Source organism: Pseudomonas sp. A39 (genome assembly GCF_058145955.1).
The window spans coordinates 105,176-121,603 of the sequence record NZ_JBYVMD010000011.1 but is presented as its reverse complement, the minus strand read 5'-3'; the positions used below and the strand labels follow the sequence as shown (position 1 = coordinate 121,603).

Below are 16,428 nucleotides of genomic sequence, written 5' to 3'. Positions count from 1 at the left end.
CGTGGCGGCGGCCCCCCAAATACCTGGCGGATTACGGGCACACCGAGCCTGGGCGAGGTGCCGAGTGTTGGGGCGAAGGCCTTTTGGTTACTTTTGGGCCTTTCCAAAAGTGACCCGCCGTAAGGGCGGAACCCATAGTGGCTGTGACCTAAATAACGGATATGTACCCGGTCAGACCCAACATCCAGCTCGGCTGTCAGGCCGCCTTCGCGGGCAAGCCCCCTCCCACACTTTTTGATCGCGTCAGGCGTGATGACGGGTGCTTTTCTCTACCACGCACATCGGCGTGCCGGACACCGGCTCATTGATGATCTGCACCTGCACCTCAAAAACCCGCCGCATCAATTCGGCGCTGATCACCTCCCCCGGCGCACCGTCAGCCACCAGCTTGCCGCCGTGCATCACCGCCAGGTGGTCGGCATAACGGCACGCCTGGTTGATGTCGTGCAGCACGGTGATCACGGTCTTGCCTTCTGCCGCCAGTTCGCCCATCAGGTCGAGCAGCTCGACCTGGTGGCTGATGTCGAGGTAAGTGGTGGGTTCATCGAGCAACACCACCGGCGCGTTCTGCGCCAGCACCATCGCCAGCCAGGCACGTTGGCGCTGGCCGCCGGACAAATCTGCCAGGGCGCGGTCGGCCAGGGTGTCCAGTTCCAGGCGTTGCATGGCCTGGGTGACATGGGATTGGTCGTTGCCGCTCAGGCGCCCCCACAATGAGTTGTGCGGGCTGCGACCATACGCGACCAATTGGCGCACGCTGACACCTTCCGGCACCGGCAATACCTGGGGCAAAAACGCGATCTGCCGCGCCAATTGGCGGGCGGACAGGCCGGCGTAGGCCTGGCCATCCAGGGTCAATTCGCCCTGGGTCGGCGTAAGGATGCGCGCGAACGCCTTGAGCAAGGTGGATTTGCCGCAGCCATTGGGGCCGATCAATGCAGTGACCTTCCCGGCGGGCGGCGCGAAGGACAACCCTTGCACGATGCGCGTGGCACCGTAGCCGATATCAAGCTGTTGCGCGTGGAGAATACTCATGTCATCAGCCCTTGAACCGTGCCAGCAACCAAAGAAAATACGGCGCGCCAATCACCGCCGTGAGCACCCCGGCGGGGATTTCGCTGGGCGCTATCAACGTACGCCCCAGGGTGTCGGCCAGCACCAGCAGCAGCGCACCGATCAGCATCGCCGCCGGCAGCAGGTACTGGTGATGCCCGCCTACCAGGCGCCGCGCCATGTGCGGTGCGACCAGGCCGATAAAGCCAATCGGCCCGATCACGCCCACGCCCAGGCTGGTCAGCAGCACCGCGCAGGCCATTGCCAGCCAGCGTGTGCGGCTCAGTGCGGTGCCGAGGCTGTGGGCGGCTTCATCGCCCAGCGCAATCAGGTTCAGCGGCTTGGCCAGGCACAGGCCCACAGGGATCAACACCAGGAACGGCAGCACCAGCGCCACGTGGTGCCAATTGCGGCTCCACAGGCTACCGGTCAACGCGAGCAAAGCGGTGTTGATATCCAGCGGGTGGGACAGGATCAGAAACTCGGTGACGCTGGACAACGTCACCGCAATCGCCACCCCGGACAGCGCAAAACGCACGCCGGAAAAACTCACCCCGGTGTTGTACAGCGCCAGCAGCAACGCGCCACCGGCACCGCCCAGGCAGGCCACCAGCGGCAGCCAGGCAATCGGCAAATGCGGCCAACTGATGATCGCCACGGTCAGCGCCAAACCGGCGCCCTGGGTCACACCGAGGATTTCCGGCGAGGCCAGCGGGTTGCGGATCACGCCCTGCACAATCGCCCCGGCCAGGCCGAAGGCCGCACCGGCGAGGATCGCGATCAGGCTGCGCGGCAGGCGGTGGTTCCACACTTCGAAGTCGAGCGCGTCGTGGGCCAGCAGGCGCTCCACCACGGTGCCCGGCGCGAGCCACTGGGTGCCGGCGCTGAGGCTGACCAACGTCGCCAGCAGCAATAGGCCGAGCAGCAGCCAGAGGCGCGAACGTGGGCGGATCATAGGGCGCGCCTGGCAAGAAAGAGGAAGAACGGTGCGCCGATCAGCGCGGTGACCACACCGGCCGGGGTCTCCACCGGAAACGCCACGGCGCGGCTGAGCAGGTCGGCCCCCAGCACAATCACAGCGCCTAATGCCGCGCTCAGCGGGATCAGCCAGCGGTAGTCATTGCCGAGGAACTGGCGAAGGATATTCGGTGCGATCAGCCCGACAAAGCCGATCGGCCCCACCGCGCAGACGCTCGCGCCCACCAGCAGCAAACTGGCAACAAACACCTGCAGGCGCAGGCTGGCAATGCCCACGCCCAGCGAGCGTGCGGCGTCTTCGCCGAGGTTGATCAGGTTCAAGCGCGGCGCACACCAGAGGGCCCACACGCCGCCGATCAAGGTGCACGGCCAGAGCAATTGCACTTGCGCGGCGCCGACATTCGCCAGGGAACCGGCCAGCCAGTTGAGCACGCTTTGCGCCTGGGCTTCGACCAGGATCACCGTAAGTCGGGTCAAGGCCGCGCACAGCGCCGCCACGGCTACGCCGGCCAATACCAAACGCCCCTGGGCGGTGGTCGGCGACCAGGCGCCACCCAGGCTGAACACCGTGACCCAGGCCAGCGCGCCGCCCAGGCAAGTCATCAACAACGCACCGCCGGCGAAGGGCAGCGCGACCAACCCGGTGGAAAACAACGCCAACCCCAACGCCGCCCCCGCCGTCACGCCAAACAGGGACGGCGAAGCCAGGCGGTTGCGCGTAATGCCTTGCATCAACGCGCCGGCCAAGCCCAGGCAGGCACCGACCAACGCCGCGCACACGGCACGTGGCACGCGCAATTGGGCGACGATGTAGGCCATATTGCCGCCCACGCTGCCTTGATGGACCAGGCCATTCCACGCATCCGTCGCCGTCAGCGTGAACGGCGACCAGCTGTACAGCGAAAACCAGAACAAACCGGCGCCCAACAGCAGGATGCCCACGGCGGCGAAACTGCGTTGCACGGTTATTGGCTCAATACGGCTTTGCCGCCTTTAAGGATCGCCAACGTGTCTTCGGCGATCTGCTCCGACGCCAGCACGCCACGGTTGCGCGCCCAGCTGTCGCCATCCACTTCGGCGACATGCTGGTTACGCACAGCGCCGAGCACTTGCCACAGCGGCTGCTTGCTCCAGCTGTCAACGATGCTCGGGCGACGGTAATGGCCGACCAGCAACCAGCCCGGGTCGAGGGCAAGCAGTTGCTCCAGGCTGACGAACTCGGTGGGCGCGGCGTTGGCACGTACCGACGGGACTTTCAGGCCAATGGCTTGCAGCACGCTGCCGGCGTAGGAGTCCGGGCCGTGTACGGAGAAGCTGTCTTCCCGCGCCACACCGAACAGCACGCTGGCGCCGGCGGGGATCTGTTGGGCGATGTTTTTCAGGTTTTCACGGTTTTGCGCGATGCGCGCGGTCATCTGCGGGCTTTTGCCCAGGGCCTTGCCGATCAGCTCGGCGGACTTGAGGCTGCCTTCATAATCCTCGCCACGCGACGGCAGCAACAGGGTCGGTGCAATGCTCGACAGGTCGTTGTACAGCGCCTGATGGCGGTTGAGGTCGGCGACGATCAGGTCCGGCTTGAGACGCGCGATTTCCTCGATGCTCGGCTGCGAGCGCAGGCCCACGGACGTCCACTGGCCGATGGCCTGGCGCACACGGGGCAACACACGGTTGGCGTCGCCATCGTCGGCGGCGCCGACGGGGGTCACGTCAACCGCGGCGAGGCTGTCGAGAAACGAGAACTCCAACACCACCACGCGCTTGGGTGCGTCCGGCAGATGCACGGCGTGCTGGCCGTCGTTGAGGTCGATGGGGGCGGCGCTCAGCAGGCTTGAAGAGAACGCCAGGACGCAGGCGGCAAGGGTGGGGATGGAGCGCAGCAATCGCATGACAAGAACCTCGGCGTTAAAACACCCCGGCTAGACAGGCTGGGGAAAACGGCGGGTACTATTCCATATCAGCGCGGCGTGATCAAAAAACATTCTCATTTATACCCGCTCTACCCTGTGGACGCGGGGTTGCTGGGGGGAGCGGCCCGCGTGGTGAACGGGCTTGTTGTGGTGACTGGGCTGTTGTGGTGAGCGGGCTTGTTGTGGTGAGCGGGCTTGCCCCGCGCTGGGTGGCGAAGCCGCCCCAAAACCTGGCGCCGCGTTCTACCTGACACGAAGTGGTGTTCTTGTTGGGGCTGCTGCGCAGCCCAGCGCGGGGCAAGCCCGCTCACCACAACAGCTTGCTCACCCCAGCAACCCTGCTCACCTCAACAAGCTTGCTCACCCCAGCAACCCTGCTCACCACAACAGCTTGCTCACCTCAACAAGCCTGCTCACCCCAGCAACCACCTTGACCACAGAAGCCAGTCCGCGCAGCAAGCCTCATGCTAGAAGTCGACGGTGGCCGAGAGCAGGTAGGTACGCGGCGTCGACAAGGTCAACCCCGGCTCGCTGTCATCCGAGGCGCCGGCCGAACTCCAGTAGCGTTTATCGGCGACGTTCTCCACGTTCGCCCGCAGGGTGATGTGTTTGTCGTCCACCTTGAACGCATAGCGCGCGCCTACGTCGATACGGTTCCAGGCGTCGATTTCCTTGTCGTTGGACTGATCCAGGTACTGCGAGCTGGAGTAGAGGCCACGGCTGGTCAGGGTCAGCCCTTCCAGGGTCGGTACGTCCCACTCGGCGCCCAGGTTGACGTTGTACTTGGGCGTCGCCGGTGCACGGTTGCCGTCATAGGTGCCGTTGGTGGTTTTCTGCAGTTCGCTGTCGATGTACATCACGCCGCCGAGCAGGCGCACGCCCTTGAGCGGTTCGCCGAACACACTCAGCTCCGCCCCGGTGTTCTGGCGCTTGCCGTTGGGGCCGAACAGGTTCGTGGTGCTATTGGTTTCATAGGCAGGCTGCTTGATACGAAACACCGCAGCGGTGACGGCGAAGGCACCGGCGTCGTATTTGGCACCCACTTCCACCTGGCGGCTGACAAATGGCGGGAAGATTTCATCGTCATTATTCGACGTCGACGGCGCGACCTTGCCCTGGCTCAGGCCTTCCATGTAGTTGGCATACAACGACAGCTTGTCGGTGGCCTTGAACAGCAAGCCGCCGGACGGCGAAACTTTCTCTTCATCGTAGCCGGTGAGGCCTTTGACCCCATTGTTCCAGTCATCCACCTTGACTCGCTGCCAGCGCGCGCCGAGGGTCAGCAACAGGCGGTCGTCGAAGAAGCCCAGGGTGTCGGACAGTGCTACGCCGCTGAATTTGTTTTCGGTGTAGACCTTCGCATCCTGGCGCGTTGCCGTGGAGGGCGTCAGCGTTTGCACCGGGTTATAGAGATTGCTGCGCCCGTTCGCATAGCGTGCGCCGCCGTTTTCAAAGTCCATATAGAAGTAGCTGGCGGCCAGGTTGACCTCATGGCTCACCGACCCGGTCTGGAACCAGTTGCGCACGCCGGCGGTGTAGGTGCGCACGTTTTCATCGCGGGTGAAATCCCGTGGCGACACCACGAAATCACCGGCCGCGTTGGTCACGGACACCGCATGGCGCAGGAAGTCGTGGTTACTTTTGCGCGCGCCCACACCGCCGTAGAGCATCACGTTATCGCTGAGGTCGTACTCAGCGTTGACGGTGCCGAAGGTGTCGTTGGTACTGGCCTTGCTCCAGGACTGCGCATAGTTGCGGCGCACATCGTTGGCACTGGGGACCGGCGCGGCGGCCGCGACCTGCACACGCTCCTGCGGGGCATCGGTGTCACGCTCGGTGTGGCCGATATCGGTGGAAAGGCGCAGGCGCTCGCCACGAAAATCCAGGCCCAGCACGGCCATTTCACGGTCGACGCTCTGGTGGTCCCATTCGGTGTCGCCGGACTGTTTAACGCCGTTGAAGCGGATGCCGAACTTGTTGTCTTCGCCAAAGCGCCGCCCTATATCCACCGCACCGCCCGCCTGGCTATCAGAGGCCCAGTTGCCGGTAAACGAGTTGATGTCTTTGTCGGTGGCGCGCTTGGGCACCACGTTGATCCCGCCGCCCACGCTGCCGCGCGGCGAGATGCCATTGATCAGTTGGGTGGGGCCTTTGAAGATGTCGACACGGTCGGCCATTTCCATATCGATGGTGTAGGTCGGCAACACGCCATAGAGCCCGTTGTAAGCCACATCACTGTTGAACAGGCTGAAGCCGCGAATGGTGAACTGCTCATAGCGCCCGCCCGCCGGGTTGGTGGCGCGTACCGACGGGTCGCTGGCGATCAGGTCGCCAAGGGTGCGCGCTTGCTGGTTCTTCACCGCGTCCTGGGTGTAGGTGGTCATGCTGAACGGGGTTTCCATGAAATCCCGCGTGCCCAGCAGGCCCTGCGAGCCACGCCGCGCCACTTGGCCACCGGCGTAGGTGTCGCCGTCGTACAGGCCGGTGGTGCCGAGAATCGAGGTCGGCGCCAGTTCCAGGCTGCTGCCATCCGGTGCCGGTACCAGCATGTAGGCCTGCTCACCCATGGGTTGCAGTTGCAGCCCTGAGCCTTGCAGCAAGCGGGCAAAGCCCTCCTCCACGCCGAACTCGCCGGACAAACCGCTGCTGCTGCGACCGCTGACCAGGGCCGGGTCCACCGACAGGTTAACCCCCGACAACCCGGCAAAACGCGTCAGTGCCGCACTCAGGCTGCCGGCCGGCACTTGGTAGCTGCGGCGGCTGGCGGTGTCTTCGGCGTAGCTGACGGCGGCGAATAACGGGCTGGCACTGAGGCTCAGCAGCAGGCTCAGTTTCAGCAACGGGCGCAAGCGCAAGGGTCGGACTGCGGGCATTGGAGGAAGCTCTCGATAATGTTCACTTACCTGGAATGACAGGCGAAGTGAAAAAAAGGGACAGCTGCCGCCAAACTTTTTCAAAAAAACTTCAACTGATCGGTACTTCCAATCCCACCTTGACCCGATCCAACGCCACCAGCGTCTTGAACCACTTCACGTTGGGGTTCTCGGCAAACAAACGCGCGGCGAGTGCCTGGTACTCCTGCATGCTGGCGACATTGAGCACCAGCACGAAATCCACCTCGCCGGTGACGTAGTAGCACTGCTGCACCTGGGGCACGGAGAAACTGGCTTTGGTTGCCGTCAGCGCGTCGATGCTGGTGCGCTCGACGGAGACCTCGGCCAGGATGGTGATCGGTTTGCCGGCCTTGACCGGATCGACCACCGCCACGTTCGCGCTGATCACTCCGCCCTCCTCCATGCGCTTGATACGGCGTTGCACGGCGGCGGTGGAGAGGTTGACCTTCTCGGCCAGGGCGCGCAGGGGCAAGCCATTGTCACGTTGCACAAGCGCCAGGATCGACCAGTCGAAACCGTCCAGGTCCAGCAGGGAAGCAGCAGGTTTGGCCATCGGGGGGGCGCGCTCGTCAGGGTGAGAAATTTTATCGAAAACAGCCTCGAATCAGAGACCAATGACGACCGGGACCTCAATACTATCGCAACTCCTCTGGCATGCAGAAAGGGAGTGTCTCATGGCGTTGTTGATCCACCTGTCACCGGTGTTGCTGGTGATGTCGATGCTGATGGTGTTGCGTCGCCCACCGGTTCAGGCAGCGATTGCCGGTGCCGCACTGGTGGCGGTGTTATGGCTGTTCGAGGGGTTGCTGCCGAGTGCCGCGATGGCGGCCTTCAAGGACACGGCGGTGTTGTTCGCCAGCACCGCGTTGGTGATTGTGCCGGGGCTGGCGTTCGTGATTCTGATCGAGCGCATGGGGGTCAACCAGGCGCTGAGCGAATGGGTACAGGCATTGGGCTTGAAGCGCGCCGAGTTGGTGGTGTTCATCGTGCTGGGGCTGGCGCCGTTACTGGAGGCAATGACTGGATTCGGCGTTTCATTGATCGCCACGGTGCCGTTGTTGCTGAGTCTGTTCGAACGCCGCATCGCGCTGCGCGTGGCGTTGACCGGCATGGCGATCATGCCGTGGGGCACCCTGGGCCTGGCGACGGTGATCGGCGCGTCACTGGCACATGTGGATGCAGCCGCGCTGGCGTCGACCTCAGCGCTGACAAGTGCGCCGGTCTTCATCGTGCTGGCGGCCCTGGCGTCGTACTGTTGTGGGGTGGGTATCAGCCGCGCCTTGGTGGGATTGGGCCTGCTGTTTCTGGGCGTGCTCTACGCGTCGAGCCGTTGGCTGGGCCCGGAAGTGGCCGGCGTGAGCGCGGGATTGAGCGTGGCCGCTACGACCTTGCTGCTGGCGTTGCATCGACGCCAGGGCGCGACGGCGCTGGCCTGGCCGCGAAAAGCCTGGCCCTACCTGGCGCTGATCATTTGCATCGTGCTGCTCAAGGGCCTCAATGCCCTCACCCACCTGGAAGACGCCTGGGTGGTGCGCGGCCAGCACGTCGCCTGGAAACCGCTGGCGTCTCCCGGCATTGCTTTGTTGCTCGTGCTGGTGTGGGTGCACAGGCGGGGCGGCGGGGCCTTGCTCGGCACGCTCGGCGCACGTGCACGGCGGCCATTGCTGACGATTTTATTCTTCCTGGCCATGTCGCAGATGATGGTCAAGGCCGGCTTTCTCGACGGCCTTGTCCAGGTGCTGATTGGGCTGCCGGATAGCGCCGCAGCGCCGTTGGTGGCGTTACTCGGCGGGTTGTCGGGCTACATGACCGGCTCCAACGTCGGCGGCAACGCGATCTTCATGCCGGCCGTGGCGCTACTGCCCGAGTCGTCACGCGGGCTGTTGGCGGCCGTGCAAAACAGCGCGGCCGGGCATGCCGCGCTGGGTTCGCTGTCGATCGTGATGCTGGTGCTCGGGCTGGCCAAGACCAGCGCCGAGGAAGAAGGCCAGTTGGTGCGCTTCGGCTTCGCCCTGGCCTGCGTGAACACCGCGCTGGTAGCGCTGGCGGGCTGGGTGTTGCTTAGCGTGTACTGACGCGCCTTACCATACCGCAATATGCGAATCCGCCCTTGGCTCGGTGCCGCCGCACAGCACCCCGCTGACCGGGTCGCGCAGGATGATCTGCCCGCGCCCGTAGTCGGTGAGGTCGCTGGCGATCTGCACCTGGTGCCCGCGCCGCACCAGGGCATTGGCCAGGTCGCGGGAGGCGCCCTGTTCGATGCCGACCTTCATGTCGCCCAGCCATTGCCAGCGCGGTGCATCCAAGGCCGCTTGCGGGTTGAGGCCGAAGTCCACCAGGTTCATCACCATCTGCACATGGCCCTGGGGCTGCATATAGCCGCCCATTACGCCGAACGGGCCGAGGGCCTGGCCGTCCTGGGTGAGGAAACCGGGGATGATGGTGTGGAAGGTTTTCTTGCCCGGCGCCAGGCAGTTGGCGTGGGTCGGGTCGAGGCTGAATTCCTGCCCCCGGTTCTGCAGTGCGATGCCACTGTCGGGCAGCACCACGCCGGAGCCGAAACCGTGGTAGTTGCTCTGGATGAACGAGACCATATTGCCTTCGGCGTCGGCCGTGGCCAGGTACACCGTGCCGCTGGCGTGAGGGTCGCCGGGCTTGGGTGGCAGGGCCTGTTCGCCGATGTGCGCACGGCGACGGGTGCTGTAGTCATTGCTGAGCAAATCGGCGACGGCCACGCGCATGTGCAACGGGTCGGTGATGTAGTGCAGGCCGTCGCTGTAGGCGAGCTTCATCGCCTCCAACTGGCGATGCCAGGTTTGCTGGCTGTCGCGGTGATCGAAGCTGAAGCCTTCGAGGATTTTCAGCGCCATCAGCGCCACCAGGCCCTGGCCGCTGGGCGGGATTTCCCAGACGTCCACACCTCGGTAGTTGATGTGGATCGGCTCGACCCATTGGGCGCGGTAATCCTTGAGGTCGCTGGCGCGCAGGTAGCCGCCGCTCGCCTTGGAATGGGCGTCGAGGCGCTCGGCCAGCGCGCCGCGATACAGGCTTTCGCAGCGGGTGGCGGCGAGTTCTTCCAGGGTGCGGGCCTGGGCCGGGTTGCGGAAAATCTCCCCGGCCCGTGGCGCGCGACCATCAATCAAGAAGGTGTCGAACCAGGCCTCCAGCACCGCGTCACGATGGGGGCTGAATTCGTTCAAGGAGATCTGCCATTGATGGGCAACCACCGGCGACAACGGGAAACCGTCGCGCGCCAGGCTGATGGCCGGTTGCAACAACTCGGCAAACGGCAACTTACCGAAGCGTTGCGACAGCTCGGCCCAGGCCGAGGGGCAGCCGGGCACGGTGACGGGGGTCCAGCCGTACAGCGGCATCTGGTCATGCCCGGCGGCCTTGACCGCGTCGATACTCAAGGCCGTCGGCGCATGGCCGTTGCCGTTCAAACCGTGCAGCCGGCCCTTGCACCAGACCAGCGCAAACGCGTCGCCGCCGAGGCCGCAGCCGGTGGGCTCCACCACCGTCAGCGCAGCCGCCGTGGCAATGGCGGCGTCGATGGCGTTGCCGCCCTTTTGCATGATTTCGATCCCGGCCTGGGCGGCCAGGGGTTGGGACGCGGCAACCATGCCGCGCCGGGCAAACACACTTTGGCGTTGCGAGGGATAGGGGTACTCGTGAGCGGAGAATTTCAACATGGCAAAGGCTCTTCAACACAAGGGTTTATTAGCGGGCTCATAACACGCGGCTGAGAAACGCCCGGGTACGGGGGTGGCTGGGGTGGCTGAAGATCTGTTCCGGCGGCCCTTGCTCGATCAGTTCGCCCTGATCGAGCACCACCACACGGTCAGCGACTTCGCGGGCGAAACCCATTTCGTGGGTGACCACCACCATCGTCATACCCTCCTCGGCCAGTTCCTTCATCACTTGCAGGACCTCGCCAACGGTTTCCGGGTCGAGGGCGCTGGTGGGTTCGTCGAACAACATGGCTTGGGGCTTCATCGCCAGGGCGCGGGCAATCGCCACCCGTTGCTGCTGGCCGCCGGAGAGCATCGAGGGGTAATGACTGGCCTTGTCCGCCAAGCCGACCCGCGCCAACAGTCCACGGGCTTGCTCCAACGCTTCGGCACGGGGGGTACCGAGCACCTGGATCGGCGCTTCGATGATGTTTTCCAACGCGGTCATGTGCGGGAACAGGTTGAAACGCTGGAACACCATGCCGATGTCGCGGCGCTGGCGAGCGATGTTGCGCTCCGAATCGCGCACCAGGCTGCCGTCGCTGCGCTCGCGATAGCCCATGGCACGGCCGTTGACGCGGATGCGCCCGCCCTGGATGTCTTCGAGCAGGTTGATGCAGCGGATAAAGGTGGTCTTGCCCGAGCCCGAGGCGCCGATCAGCACCACCACTTCACCGCGCCGCACTTGCAGGGAGATGCCCTTGAGGATCTGCAGCGTGCCGAACGACTTGTGGATATCCAGCGCCTCGATGATCAGTTCTTCACTTTGGTGCGCCATGGTTAACGTCCCCTCAGCAGTTTCAGGGTGCTGCGCCCAAACATGCGGCTGGCTGCCGGTGGTGGCGCAGAAGGCCGGTCAGACTGGCTGAACCGCGTTTCGAGCCAACGTTGGAAAAAGCCCCACAAGGTGGTCAGCGTCAGGAAGTAGAGGGCGACCACCAGGTACAACTCGAACACACGGAAGGTCGCCGAGGTGATCATCTGGGTACTGAGCAGCAACTCCTGCACCCCGATCACGCTGACCAGGGTGGTGTTCTTGAGCATCACATTGAACTCGTTGCCCAGCGGCGGCACGATCACCCGGAACGCCTGGGGCAGCACGATGCGCCGCATCAGCTTGGCGAACCCCATGCCCAGGGAACGGCCGGCTTCGTACTGGCCCTTGTCCACCGCGCCGATGCCGGCCCGGATGATCTCGGCCATGTAGGCACCTTCATTCAGGCCCAATGCGATAATCGCCGCCTGGATATTGCCGGGGACGATCAGGCCGAACAGTTCGATGTCCTCGAAGCGGAAAATCCCGCCGGCCGCCAGCGCGGTGTACAGAAACACGATCTGCACCAGCAACGGTGTGCCGCGCATCAGCCATACATAAAAACGCACCGGCAGGTGCAGCAACGGGTTCTTCGACAGGCGCAACAGCGCCGCCGCCAGGCCCAGCGCACAGCCGAGCAGCATCGCCAGCACGCTGATCAGGCACGTCAGCCACAGCCCGGTGAGGTAGACCCCACTGGGCTGCAACAGGTATTGCCAGAACACATCCCAATTGAAATTCATCGTTGTAGAACCTCAGTCGAGTGTGTCGCTGCTGACATGCCATTTGTTGAGCAATTGCACATAGCTGCCGTCGCTGCGCATGTCGCTGATGATCTGCTGCACGGCGGCGGTCAGTTGTGGATCATCCTTGCGTATGCCCAGGCCGGTGAGGATGCGACTGAACGCGGGCACGCCTTCCTGGAACAGGTCCGGGGCCATGGCGGCGTAGTAACCGGCGGTTTCCACGGTGGTGCCGTAGGCGTCGACCTGACTGATGCGCAGGGCCTGGAAGGCGTCGGTGTCGGTGTTGTACACCACCAGTTTCATCGGCGGCTTGCCGGCCTTGGCCAGGCTGTCGTTCTGGGTGTCCAGCAAGGTCTTGATGGTGGAGCCGTTGAGTACCGCGACCTTGTGCCCGGACAGGTCGTCCAATGCCTTGATGCCCTTGGGATTGCCCTTGGGCACCACCACCGACTGGCTGGAATACATGTAGTTGACGATGTCGATCACCTGGCGCCGCTCGGGCTTGTCGAACAGCTGGTCGACGATCATGTCGCACTGCTGGGCGAGCAACGCCGGCACCAGGCCGGAGAACGGAATCACCCGCCACTGCACCTGTTTGTCGCCCAGGCGCTTGGCGATCTCCAGTCCCAGGTCGACGGTGAGTCCCCGCGGTTTCTGCGCTTCATCGAAGGACACCAGGGGCGGTGAATCCATCCCCGAGCAGTAGGTGAGTTTGTCGACACTCTTCAGGCGCTCCGGTACCTGGGGCGCAGCGAAGGCCCATTGGCTACAGAGGCCGAGGGAGACAGCCACCAGCAAGGCGCGGCGTTTATGCATGACCAGACACTCCAGTTCGTTGAATAACGGGGGCAGGAATCAACGTCAAAACACGACAGCTTTCTTATTGTTCGTTTTGCAGGAATTGGATCAGCGCCGGCACCGTACCCTCGATGTGTTCGCGCACCACGGCTTCGGCGCGCGCGGCATCACCGGCACGAATCGCGTCGAGGATCACCGCGTGCTCCTCGCGGGCACTGAGGGGTTTTTCGCCGTGTTGCAGCCACAGGCGCATGGGGGCCTCGACCAGCGAGTACAGCGCGCAAATCTGCTTCATCAGGCGCGGGCGGCCGCTGAGGCTGCACAGGTATTCGTGGAAGGCGCGGTGGCGGCTGACCCACGCGGCGCCTTCATCGCGGTAGTCGTCCATCGCGTCGAGCATGCGCTCGAGGGCCGCCAGTTGGCGCTCGCCGATACGCCCCACCGCAACGCGCACCGCCAAGCCCTCAAGGGCGCTGCGCATCTCGAACACCTCGTGCAGCTCGTCAATATCCAGCCCGCTGACAATGGCGCCACGGTTGGGCCGCAGGGTCACCAGGCCTTGGGCATCCAGGCGGCGGAAGGCTTCGCGCACCGGCATGCGGCTCATGCCGATCTCACCGGCGATGTCTTCGGCGATCAGCCGATCACCCTTGCGGTAGCGGCCGCTACAAATGGCATCCAACAGGAAGTTGTAGGCCTCCTCCTCCGCCGTGAGGGGCTGACGTTCAACATAAGCGGGGGCAAATTGCATCGACGGCACCTTTTGAATTTTTGTATCCAATTATCCATGAATACAAAAAAGCAGAATACGTGCCACATTACGCAAAGATCGGCCAAGTGATTGATTTAGATGGAACAGCTCGGAAGTGACGACAGCGGGCTCGCAATGACGCCGTAGGCGTGTGCTACCAAACAGCTCAGAAACTGCCCCGTGGGTGGGCGCACGTAACAGGTGGCGAGCCACGCCGGGGCACCTATCGAAACACCGCCCTTGGCCCGCAGATCCGGAGTCAAGGCAAACCAGCCATTTTCAACCCGGTTCGGCCGAGTAGATGACGGTTTGCGCACTGCTTTCAGCGACGGGGGGGCGTGTGAAGTAGGTGTCACCTTCGTCGGTGAGGATCTCGTAGTCGACTTTGCGGGTGTTGCTTGCGTGCTTGATGATTTTCAGCACGCGTTGGAATTTCACGCTCTGCGTGCCGTTCTGGTTGGGCCCGGTCAGCACGCTGACGCTTTGGAACCAGCCGCTGTGCTGCTTGTTGCCCAGCAGCGCACAGGTCATGGCCTCGAACCGCTCAAGCCGCGTAAACCCCCACAGCGTCTGCTCCTCGACCGCCGCGCCAGGGGTGGCGGCACCGGTAAACACGAAGAGATTGATCGCCGGGTTGTCTTCGCAAAAAAAATCATACGGGACCAGGCCGTCGACCATCTTCCTGCCGGGCACAAAGCCCTTTTTATGCACCTGAAACATTGCCACCTCCGCTCGATCACTGGCGAGCAGTCTAATGAGGGGCGACGTACAGGGCGGTCAAGCCAGTGTAATGTCGTGTAAAGATCGCGCGCTGTGGAGGTTGATCTCCACGGTCAGCCCGCCCCCTGACTCGTTGCGCGCCTCGATATGGCCGCCATGCATCTGCACCGCCCTCGCGGCAATGGCCAGGCCCAGGCCAAAGCCGACAGTGGCATCGCCCACACCGCGCTCGAACGGCTGGAAGATCGTGCGCAGTCGGCCGGGCGCCACCCCTGGCCCATGGTCACTGATGCGCACGCTCAAGCGATTAGCTTCACGATTGACCTGCGCCGACACCTGCACGGTCGTTCCCGGACGGGTATAGCGTACGGCGTTGCGAATCACGTTTTCAAAACAGCGGTACAGCAACTCGCCGCTGACACAGGCGATAAACGGCGGGCAAGCCTGCAAGTGAACGCGACAGTCCTTGATACCCGCTTCGAATTGCGCATCGTCGACAATCATCGTCAGCAATTCAACGATATCCACGGGTTCGCGCTCGATGCTTTCAGGGCGGCCCTGCAGGCGGGCCAGGGTCAGCAACGCCTCGATCAGCGTGTCCATGCGTTCGGACTCGCGCTCGATGCGCTCGAGCATTTCCAGGCGTGCGGCGTCCTGGCGCAACAGGCCGATGGCCGCTTGCATGCGCGTCAACGGTGAGCGCAGTTCATGGGAGATGTCGTGCAGCAGATGGTGCTGGGCTTGCACCAACACCTTCAACTGGTTGGCCATGCGGTCGCAGTCTTCGGCCAGGTCGACGATTTCATCGCGGCGCTTGCCCATGGAGGGCTTGACCCGGGTTTCGAAGCGCCCCTGGGCCACATCGCTCATCGCCCGGCGCAGGTGCGCCAACGGCCAGGCCAGGTAGTACGCCATGTACCCGCTGAACAGCGCACTCATCAACGTGCCGATGATCAGCGGGACCTGTTGCCAGGGCCTGCCGCCGTCATCACCAGGGGCGTGGCTTGAGCGCAGTGAAAGCGCCAGGCCTTCCTTGCTGGTCACCGCGCGTTCAAAGGCCGGCGCCGCAACCGCAGACCCCGCCAGTAACTGGCCGGTGCGGTCATAGATGCCGATGACCTCGTCTGGCGGACGCTCCCATACCGCCAGGAACTGGCCAGCGGCGTCGACACCAAATTGCTCCAGCAGCTTTTGCTCACTCGCGAGGATGGCGCCCACATGTGGGTCTCCCGGGCGGAAGCGGCTCAGTTCCAGCACACCGACCCCCACCAGGAACGTCAAGGTGGTTGCCAGCCAGAACGCCAGGAACAGTTTCCAGAACAGCAGGCTGGGCTTGGTCATTCGGCAATCAACAGGTAGCCGAGGCCACGCACGCTCTGGATCCAGGCCTTGGCGTCCGGGCGCGGCCCCAGCTTTTGCCGGATGCTGCTGATATGCACGTCGATACGCCGGTCATAGCGGGTCAGCGGGCAACCCAGGGCATTGAGCGACAGGTCCTTTTTGCTCACCACTTGGCCGGCGCTGCGGGCCAGTTCTTCGAGCAGGCTGAACTCGGTGCTGGTCACGCCCAGTTCTGCACCGTTCCACAAGGCCTGGCGCTTGCCGGGCCATAACACCAGCGAGCCGGTCTTGATCACCTCGGTGGTTGGCTGGCCCACCGCCTGCACCCTGCGCATGATGGCTCGCAGGCGCGCCACCAACTCGCCTGGGGAGCTGGGTTTGGGCACGTAGTCATCAGCACCGAGCTCCAGGCCGGTGATGCGGTCGATGTTGTCGCCACGGGCGGTGAGCAACACCACCGGGACTTGGCTAACGGCACGGATACGCCGCAGTACCTCGATGCCCGAACGCTGGGGCAGCATCACATCCAGCACCACGATGCTGTAGCGACCCGACAGCGCCTCAGCCTCACCCGCCTCGCCCGTATGCACGGCCGTGGCCGCGAACCCTTCGCACTCCAGGTACTGGCGCAGCATTTCAGTCAATTCCTGGTCGTCGTCGACTAACAGTACGGAGATCATGACGGGCTCGTCCGA

The 16,428-nt window shown here is 63.9% G+C and carries 15 protein-coding genes; 1 reads left to right on the top strand and 14 read right to left on the bottom strand.

Annotation, left to right across the window (positions count from 1 at the left end; genetic code table 11):
* Positions 1-243: 243 nt before the first annotated feature.
* From fecE to AC3ZU9_RS11450, 6 genes are all read right to left on the bottom strand, one after another.
* The gene (gene fecE, locus AC3ZU9_RS11475) at positions 244-1,035 is read right to left on the bottom strand and encodes a Fe(3+) dicitrate ABC transporter ATP-binding protein FecE (RefSeq protein ID WP_046035362.1); all 792 of its coding nucleotides are present in this window, start codon (positions 1,033-1,035) and stop codon (positions 244-246) included.
* Positions 1,036-1,039: 4 nt separating this feature from the next.
* Positions 1,040-2,008, bottom strand: coding sequence for an iron chelate uptake ABC transporter family permease subunit (locus AC3ZU9_RS11470; protein WP_015884881.1), 969 nt, complete (start codon positions 2,006-2,008; stop codon positions 1,040-1,042).
* Positions 2,005-2,994 carry an iron-dicitrate ABC transporter permease FecC gene (gene fecC, locus AC3ZU9_RS11465; RefSeq protein WP_163825679.1) on the bottom strand — a complete coding sequence of 330 codons (990 nt, stop codon included), beginning with the start codon at positions 2,992-2,994 and terminating at the stop codon, positions 2,005-2,007. Before fecC ends, AC3ZU9_RS11470 begins: the two co-directional genes overlap by 4 nt.
* A 2-nt stretch (positions 2,995-2,996) precedes the next feature.
* Complete coding sequence (locus AC3ZU9_RS11460) at positions 2,997-3,917, bottom strand: Fe(3+) dicitrate ABC transporter substrate-binding protein FecB (RefSeq protein WP_015884883.1); 921 nt, start codon at positions 3,915-3,917, stop codon at positions 2,997-2,999.
* A gap of 488 nt (positions 3,918-4,405) precedes the next feature.
* Entirely contained in the window at positions 4,406-6,811 is a 2,406-nt protein-coding gene (locus AC3ZU9_RS11455; RefSeq protein WP_490090722.1) for a TonB-dependent siderophore receptor, read from the bottom strand.
* 91 nt (positions 6,812-6,902) lie between these two features.
* Positions 6,903-7,385: an Lrp/AsnC family transcriptional regulator gene (locus AC3ZU9_RS11450; RefSeq protein WP_015884885.1), complete on the bottom strand. Its 483-nt coding sequence runs from the start codon at positions 7,383-7,385 to the stop codon at positions 6,903-6,905.
* Positions 7,386-7,506: 121 nt separating this feature from the next.
* Here AC3ZU9_RS11450 and AC3ZU9_RS11445 point away from each other — a divergent pair, with 121 nt between their 5' ends.
* Entirely contained in the window at positions 7,507-8,907 is a 1,401-nt protein-coding gene (locus tag AC3ZU9_RS11445; protein WP_015884886.1) for an L-lactate permease, read from the top strand.
* A 6-nt stretch (positions 8,908-8,913) separates the two neighbouring features.
* Here the strand turns inward: AC3ZU9_RS11445 and AC3ZU9_RS11440 are convergent, their stop codons facing one another.
* The 8 genes from AC3ZU9_RS11440 to AC3ZU9_RS11405 form a co-directional block, all read right to left on the bottom strand.
* Entirely contained in the window at positions 8,914-10,524 is a 1,611-nt protein-coding gene (locus AC3ZU9_RS11440; protein WP_490090721.1) for a gamma-glutamyltransferase family protein, read from the bottom strand.
* Between the two features lie 37 nt (positions 10,525-10,561).
* Positions 10,562-11,341: an amino acid ABC transporter ATP-binding protein gene (locus tag AC3ZU9_RS11435; protein ID WP_015884888.1), complete on the bottom strand. Its 780-nt coding sequence runs from the start codon at positions 11,339-11,341 to the stop codon at positions 10,562-10,564.
* Positions 11,342-11,343: 2 nt separating this feature from the next.
* Positions 11,344-12,120, bottom strand: coding sequence for an amino acid ABC transporter permease (locus tag AC3ZU9_RS11430; RefSeq protein WP_015884889.1), 777 nt, complete (start codon positions 12,118-12,120; stop codon positions 11,344-11,346).
* Positions 12,121-12,132: 12 nt separating this feature from the next.
* Positions 12,133-12,939: an ABC transporter substrate-binding protein gene (locus tag AC3ZU9_RS11425; protein ID WP_015884890.1), complete on the bottom strand. Its 807-nt coding sequence runs from the start codon at positions 12,937-12,939 to the stop codon at positions 12,133-12,135.
* A gap of 64 nt (positions 12,940-13,003) precedes the next feature.
* The gene (locus tag AC3ZU9_RS11420) at positions 13,004-13,672 is read right to left on the bottom strand and encodes a GntR family transcriptional regulator (protein WP_015884891.1); all 669 of its coding nucleotides are present in this window, start codon (positions 13,670-13,672) and stop codon (positions 13,004-13,006) included.
* A 279-nt stretch (positions 13,673-13,951) separates the two neighbouring features.
* Entirely contained in the window at positions 13,952-14,392 is a 441-nt protein-coding gene (locus tag AC3ZU9_RS11415) for a hypothetical protein (RefSeq protein WP_043205621.1), read from the bottom strand.
* 57 nt (positions 14,393-14,449) lie between these two features.
* Entirely contained in the window at positions 14,450-15,733 is a 1,284-nt protein-coding gene (locus tag AC3ZU9_RS11410) for an ATP-binding protein (RefSeq protein ID WP_046035356.1), read from the bottom strand.
* A complete protein-coding gene (locus AC3ZU9_RS11405) occupies positions 15,730-16,413 on the bottom strand; it encodes a response regulator transcription factor (RefSeq protein ID WP_043205622.1) in 684 nt (227 codons plus the stop codon). The genes AC3ZU9_RS11410 and AC3ZU9_RS11405 overlap by 4 nt, the downstream gene beginning before the upstream one ends.
* Between the last annotated feature and the right edge of the window lie 15 nt (positions 16,414-16,428).

Coding starts and splice junctions, on each gene's coding strand:
- AC3ZU9_RS11470 (WP_015884881.1), bottom strand. CDS start 2,008: ATGATCCGCCCACGTTCGCGCCTCTGGCTGCTGCTCGGCCTATTGCTG.
- AC3ZU9_RS11460 (WP_015884883.1), bottom strand. CDS start 3,917: ATGCGATTGCTGCGCTCCATCCCCACCCTTGCCGCCTGCGTCCTGGCG.
- AC3ZU9_RS11450 (WP_015884885.1), bottom strand. CDS start 7,385: ATGGCCAAACCTGCTGCTTCCCTGCTGGACCTGGACGGTTTCGACTGG.
- AC3ZU9_RS11430 (WP_015884889.1), bottom strand. CDS start 12,120: ATGAATTTCAATTGGGATGTGTTCTGGCAATACCTGTTGCAGCCCAGT.
- AC3ZU9_RS11420 (WP_015884891.1), bottom strand. CDS start 13,672: ATGCAATTTGCCCCCGCTTATGTTGAACGTCAGCCCCTCACGGCGGAG.
- AC3ZU9_RS11425 (WP_015884890.1), bottom strand. CDS start 12,939: ATGCATAAACGCCGCGCCTTGCTGGTGGCTGTCTCCCTCGGCCTCTGT.
- AC3ZU9_RS11445 (WP_015884886.1), top strand. CDS start 7,507: ATGGCGTTGTTGATCCACCTGTCACCGGTGTTGCTGGTGATGTCGATG.
- AC3ZU9_RS11410 (WP_046035356.1), bottom strand. CDS start 15,733: ATGACCAAGCCCAGCCTGCTGTTCTGGAAACTGTTCCTGGCGTTCTGG.
- AC3ZU9_RS11405 (WP_043205622.1), bottom strand. CDS start 16,413: ATGATCTCCGTACTGTTAGTCGACGACGACCAGGAATTGACTGAAATG.
- AC3ZU9_RS11435 (WP_015884888.1), bottom strand. CDS start 11,341: ATGGCGCACCAAAGTGAAGAACTGATCATCGAGGCGCTGGATATCCAC.
- AC3ZU9_RS11455 (WP_490090722.1), bottom strand. CDS start 6,811: ATGCCCGCAGTCCGACCCTTGCGCTTGCGCCCGTTGCTGAAACTGAGC.
- AC3ZU9_RS11415 (WP_043205621.1), bottom strand. CDS start 14,392: ATGTTTCAGGTGCATAAAAAGGGCTTTGTGCCCGGCAGGAAGATGGTC.
- AC3ZU9_RS11440 (WP_490090721.1), bottom strand. CDS start 10,524: ATGTTGAAATTCTCCGCTCACGAGTACCCCTATCCCTCGCAACGCCAA.
- fecE (WP_046035362.1), bottom strand. CDS start 1,035: ATGAGTATTCTCCACGCGCAACAGCTTGATATCGGCTACGGTGCCACG.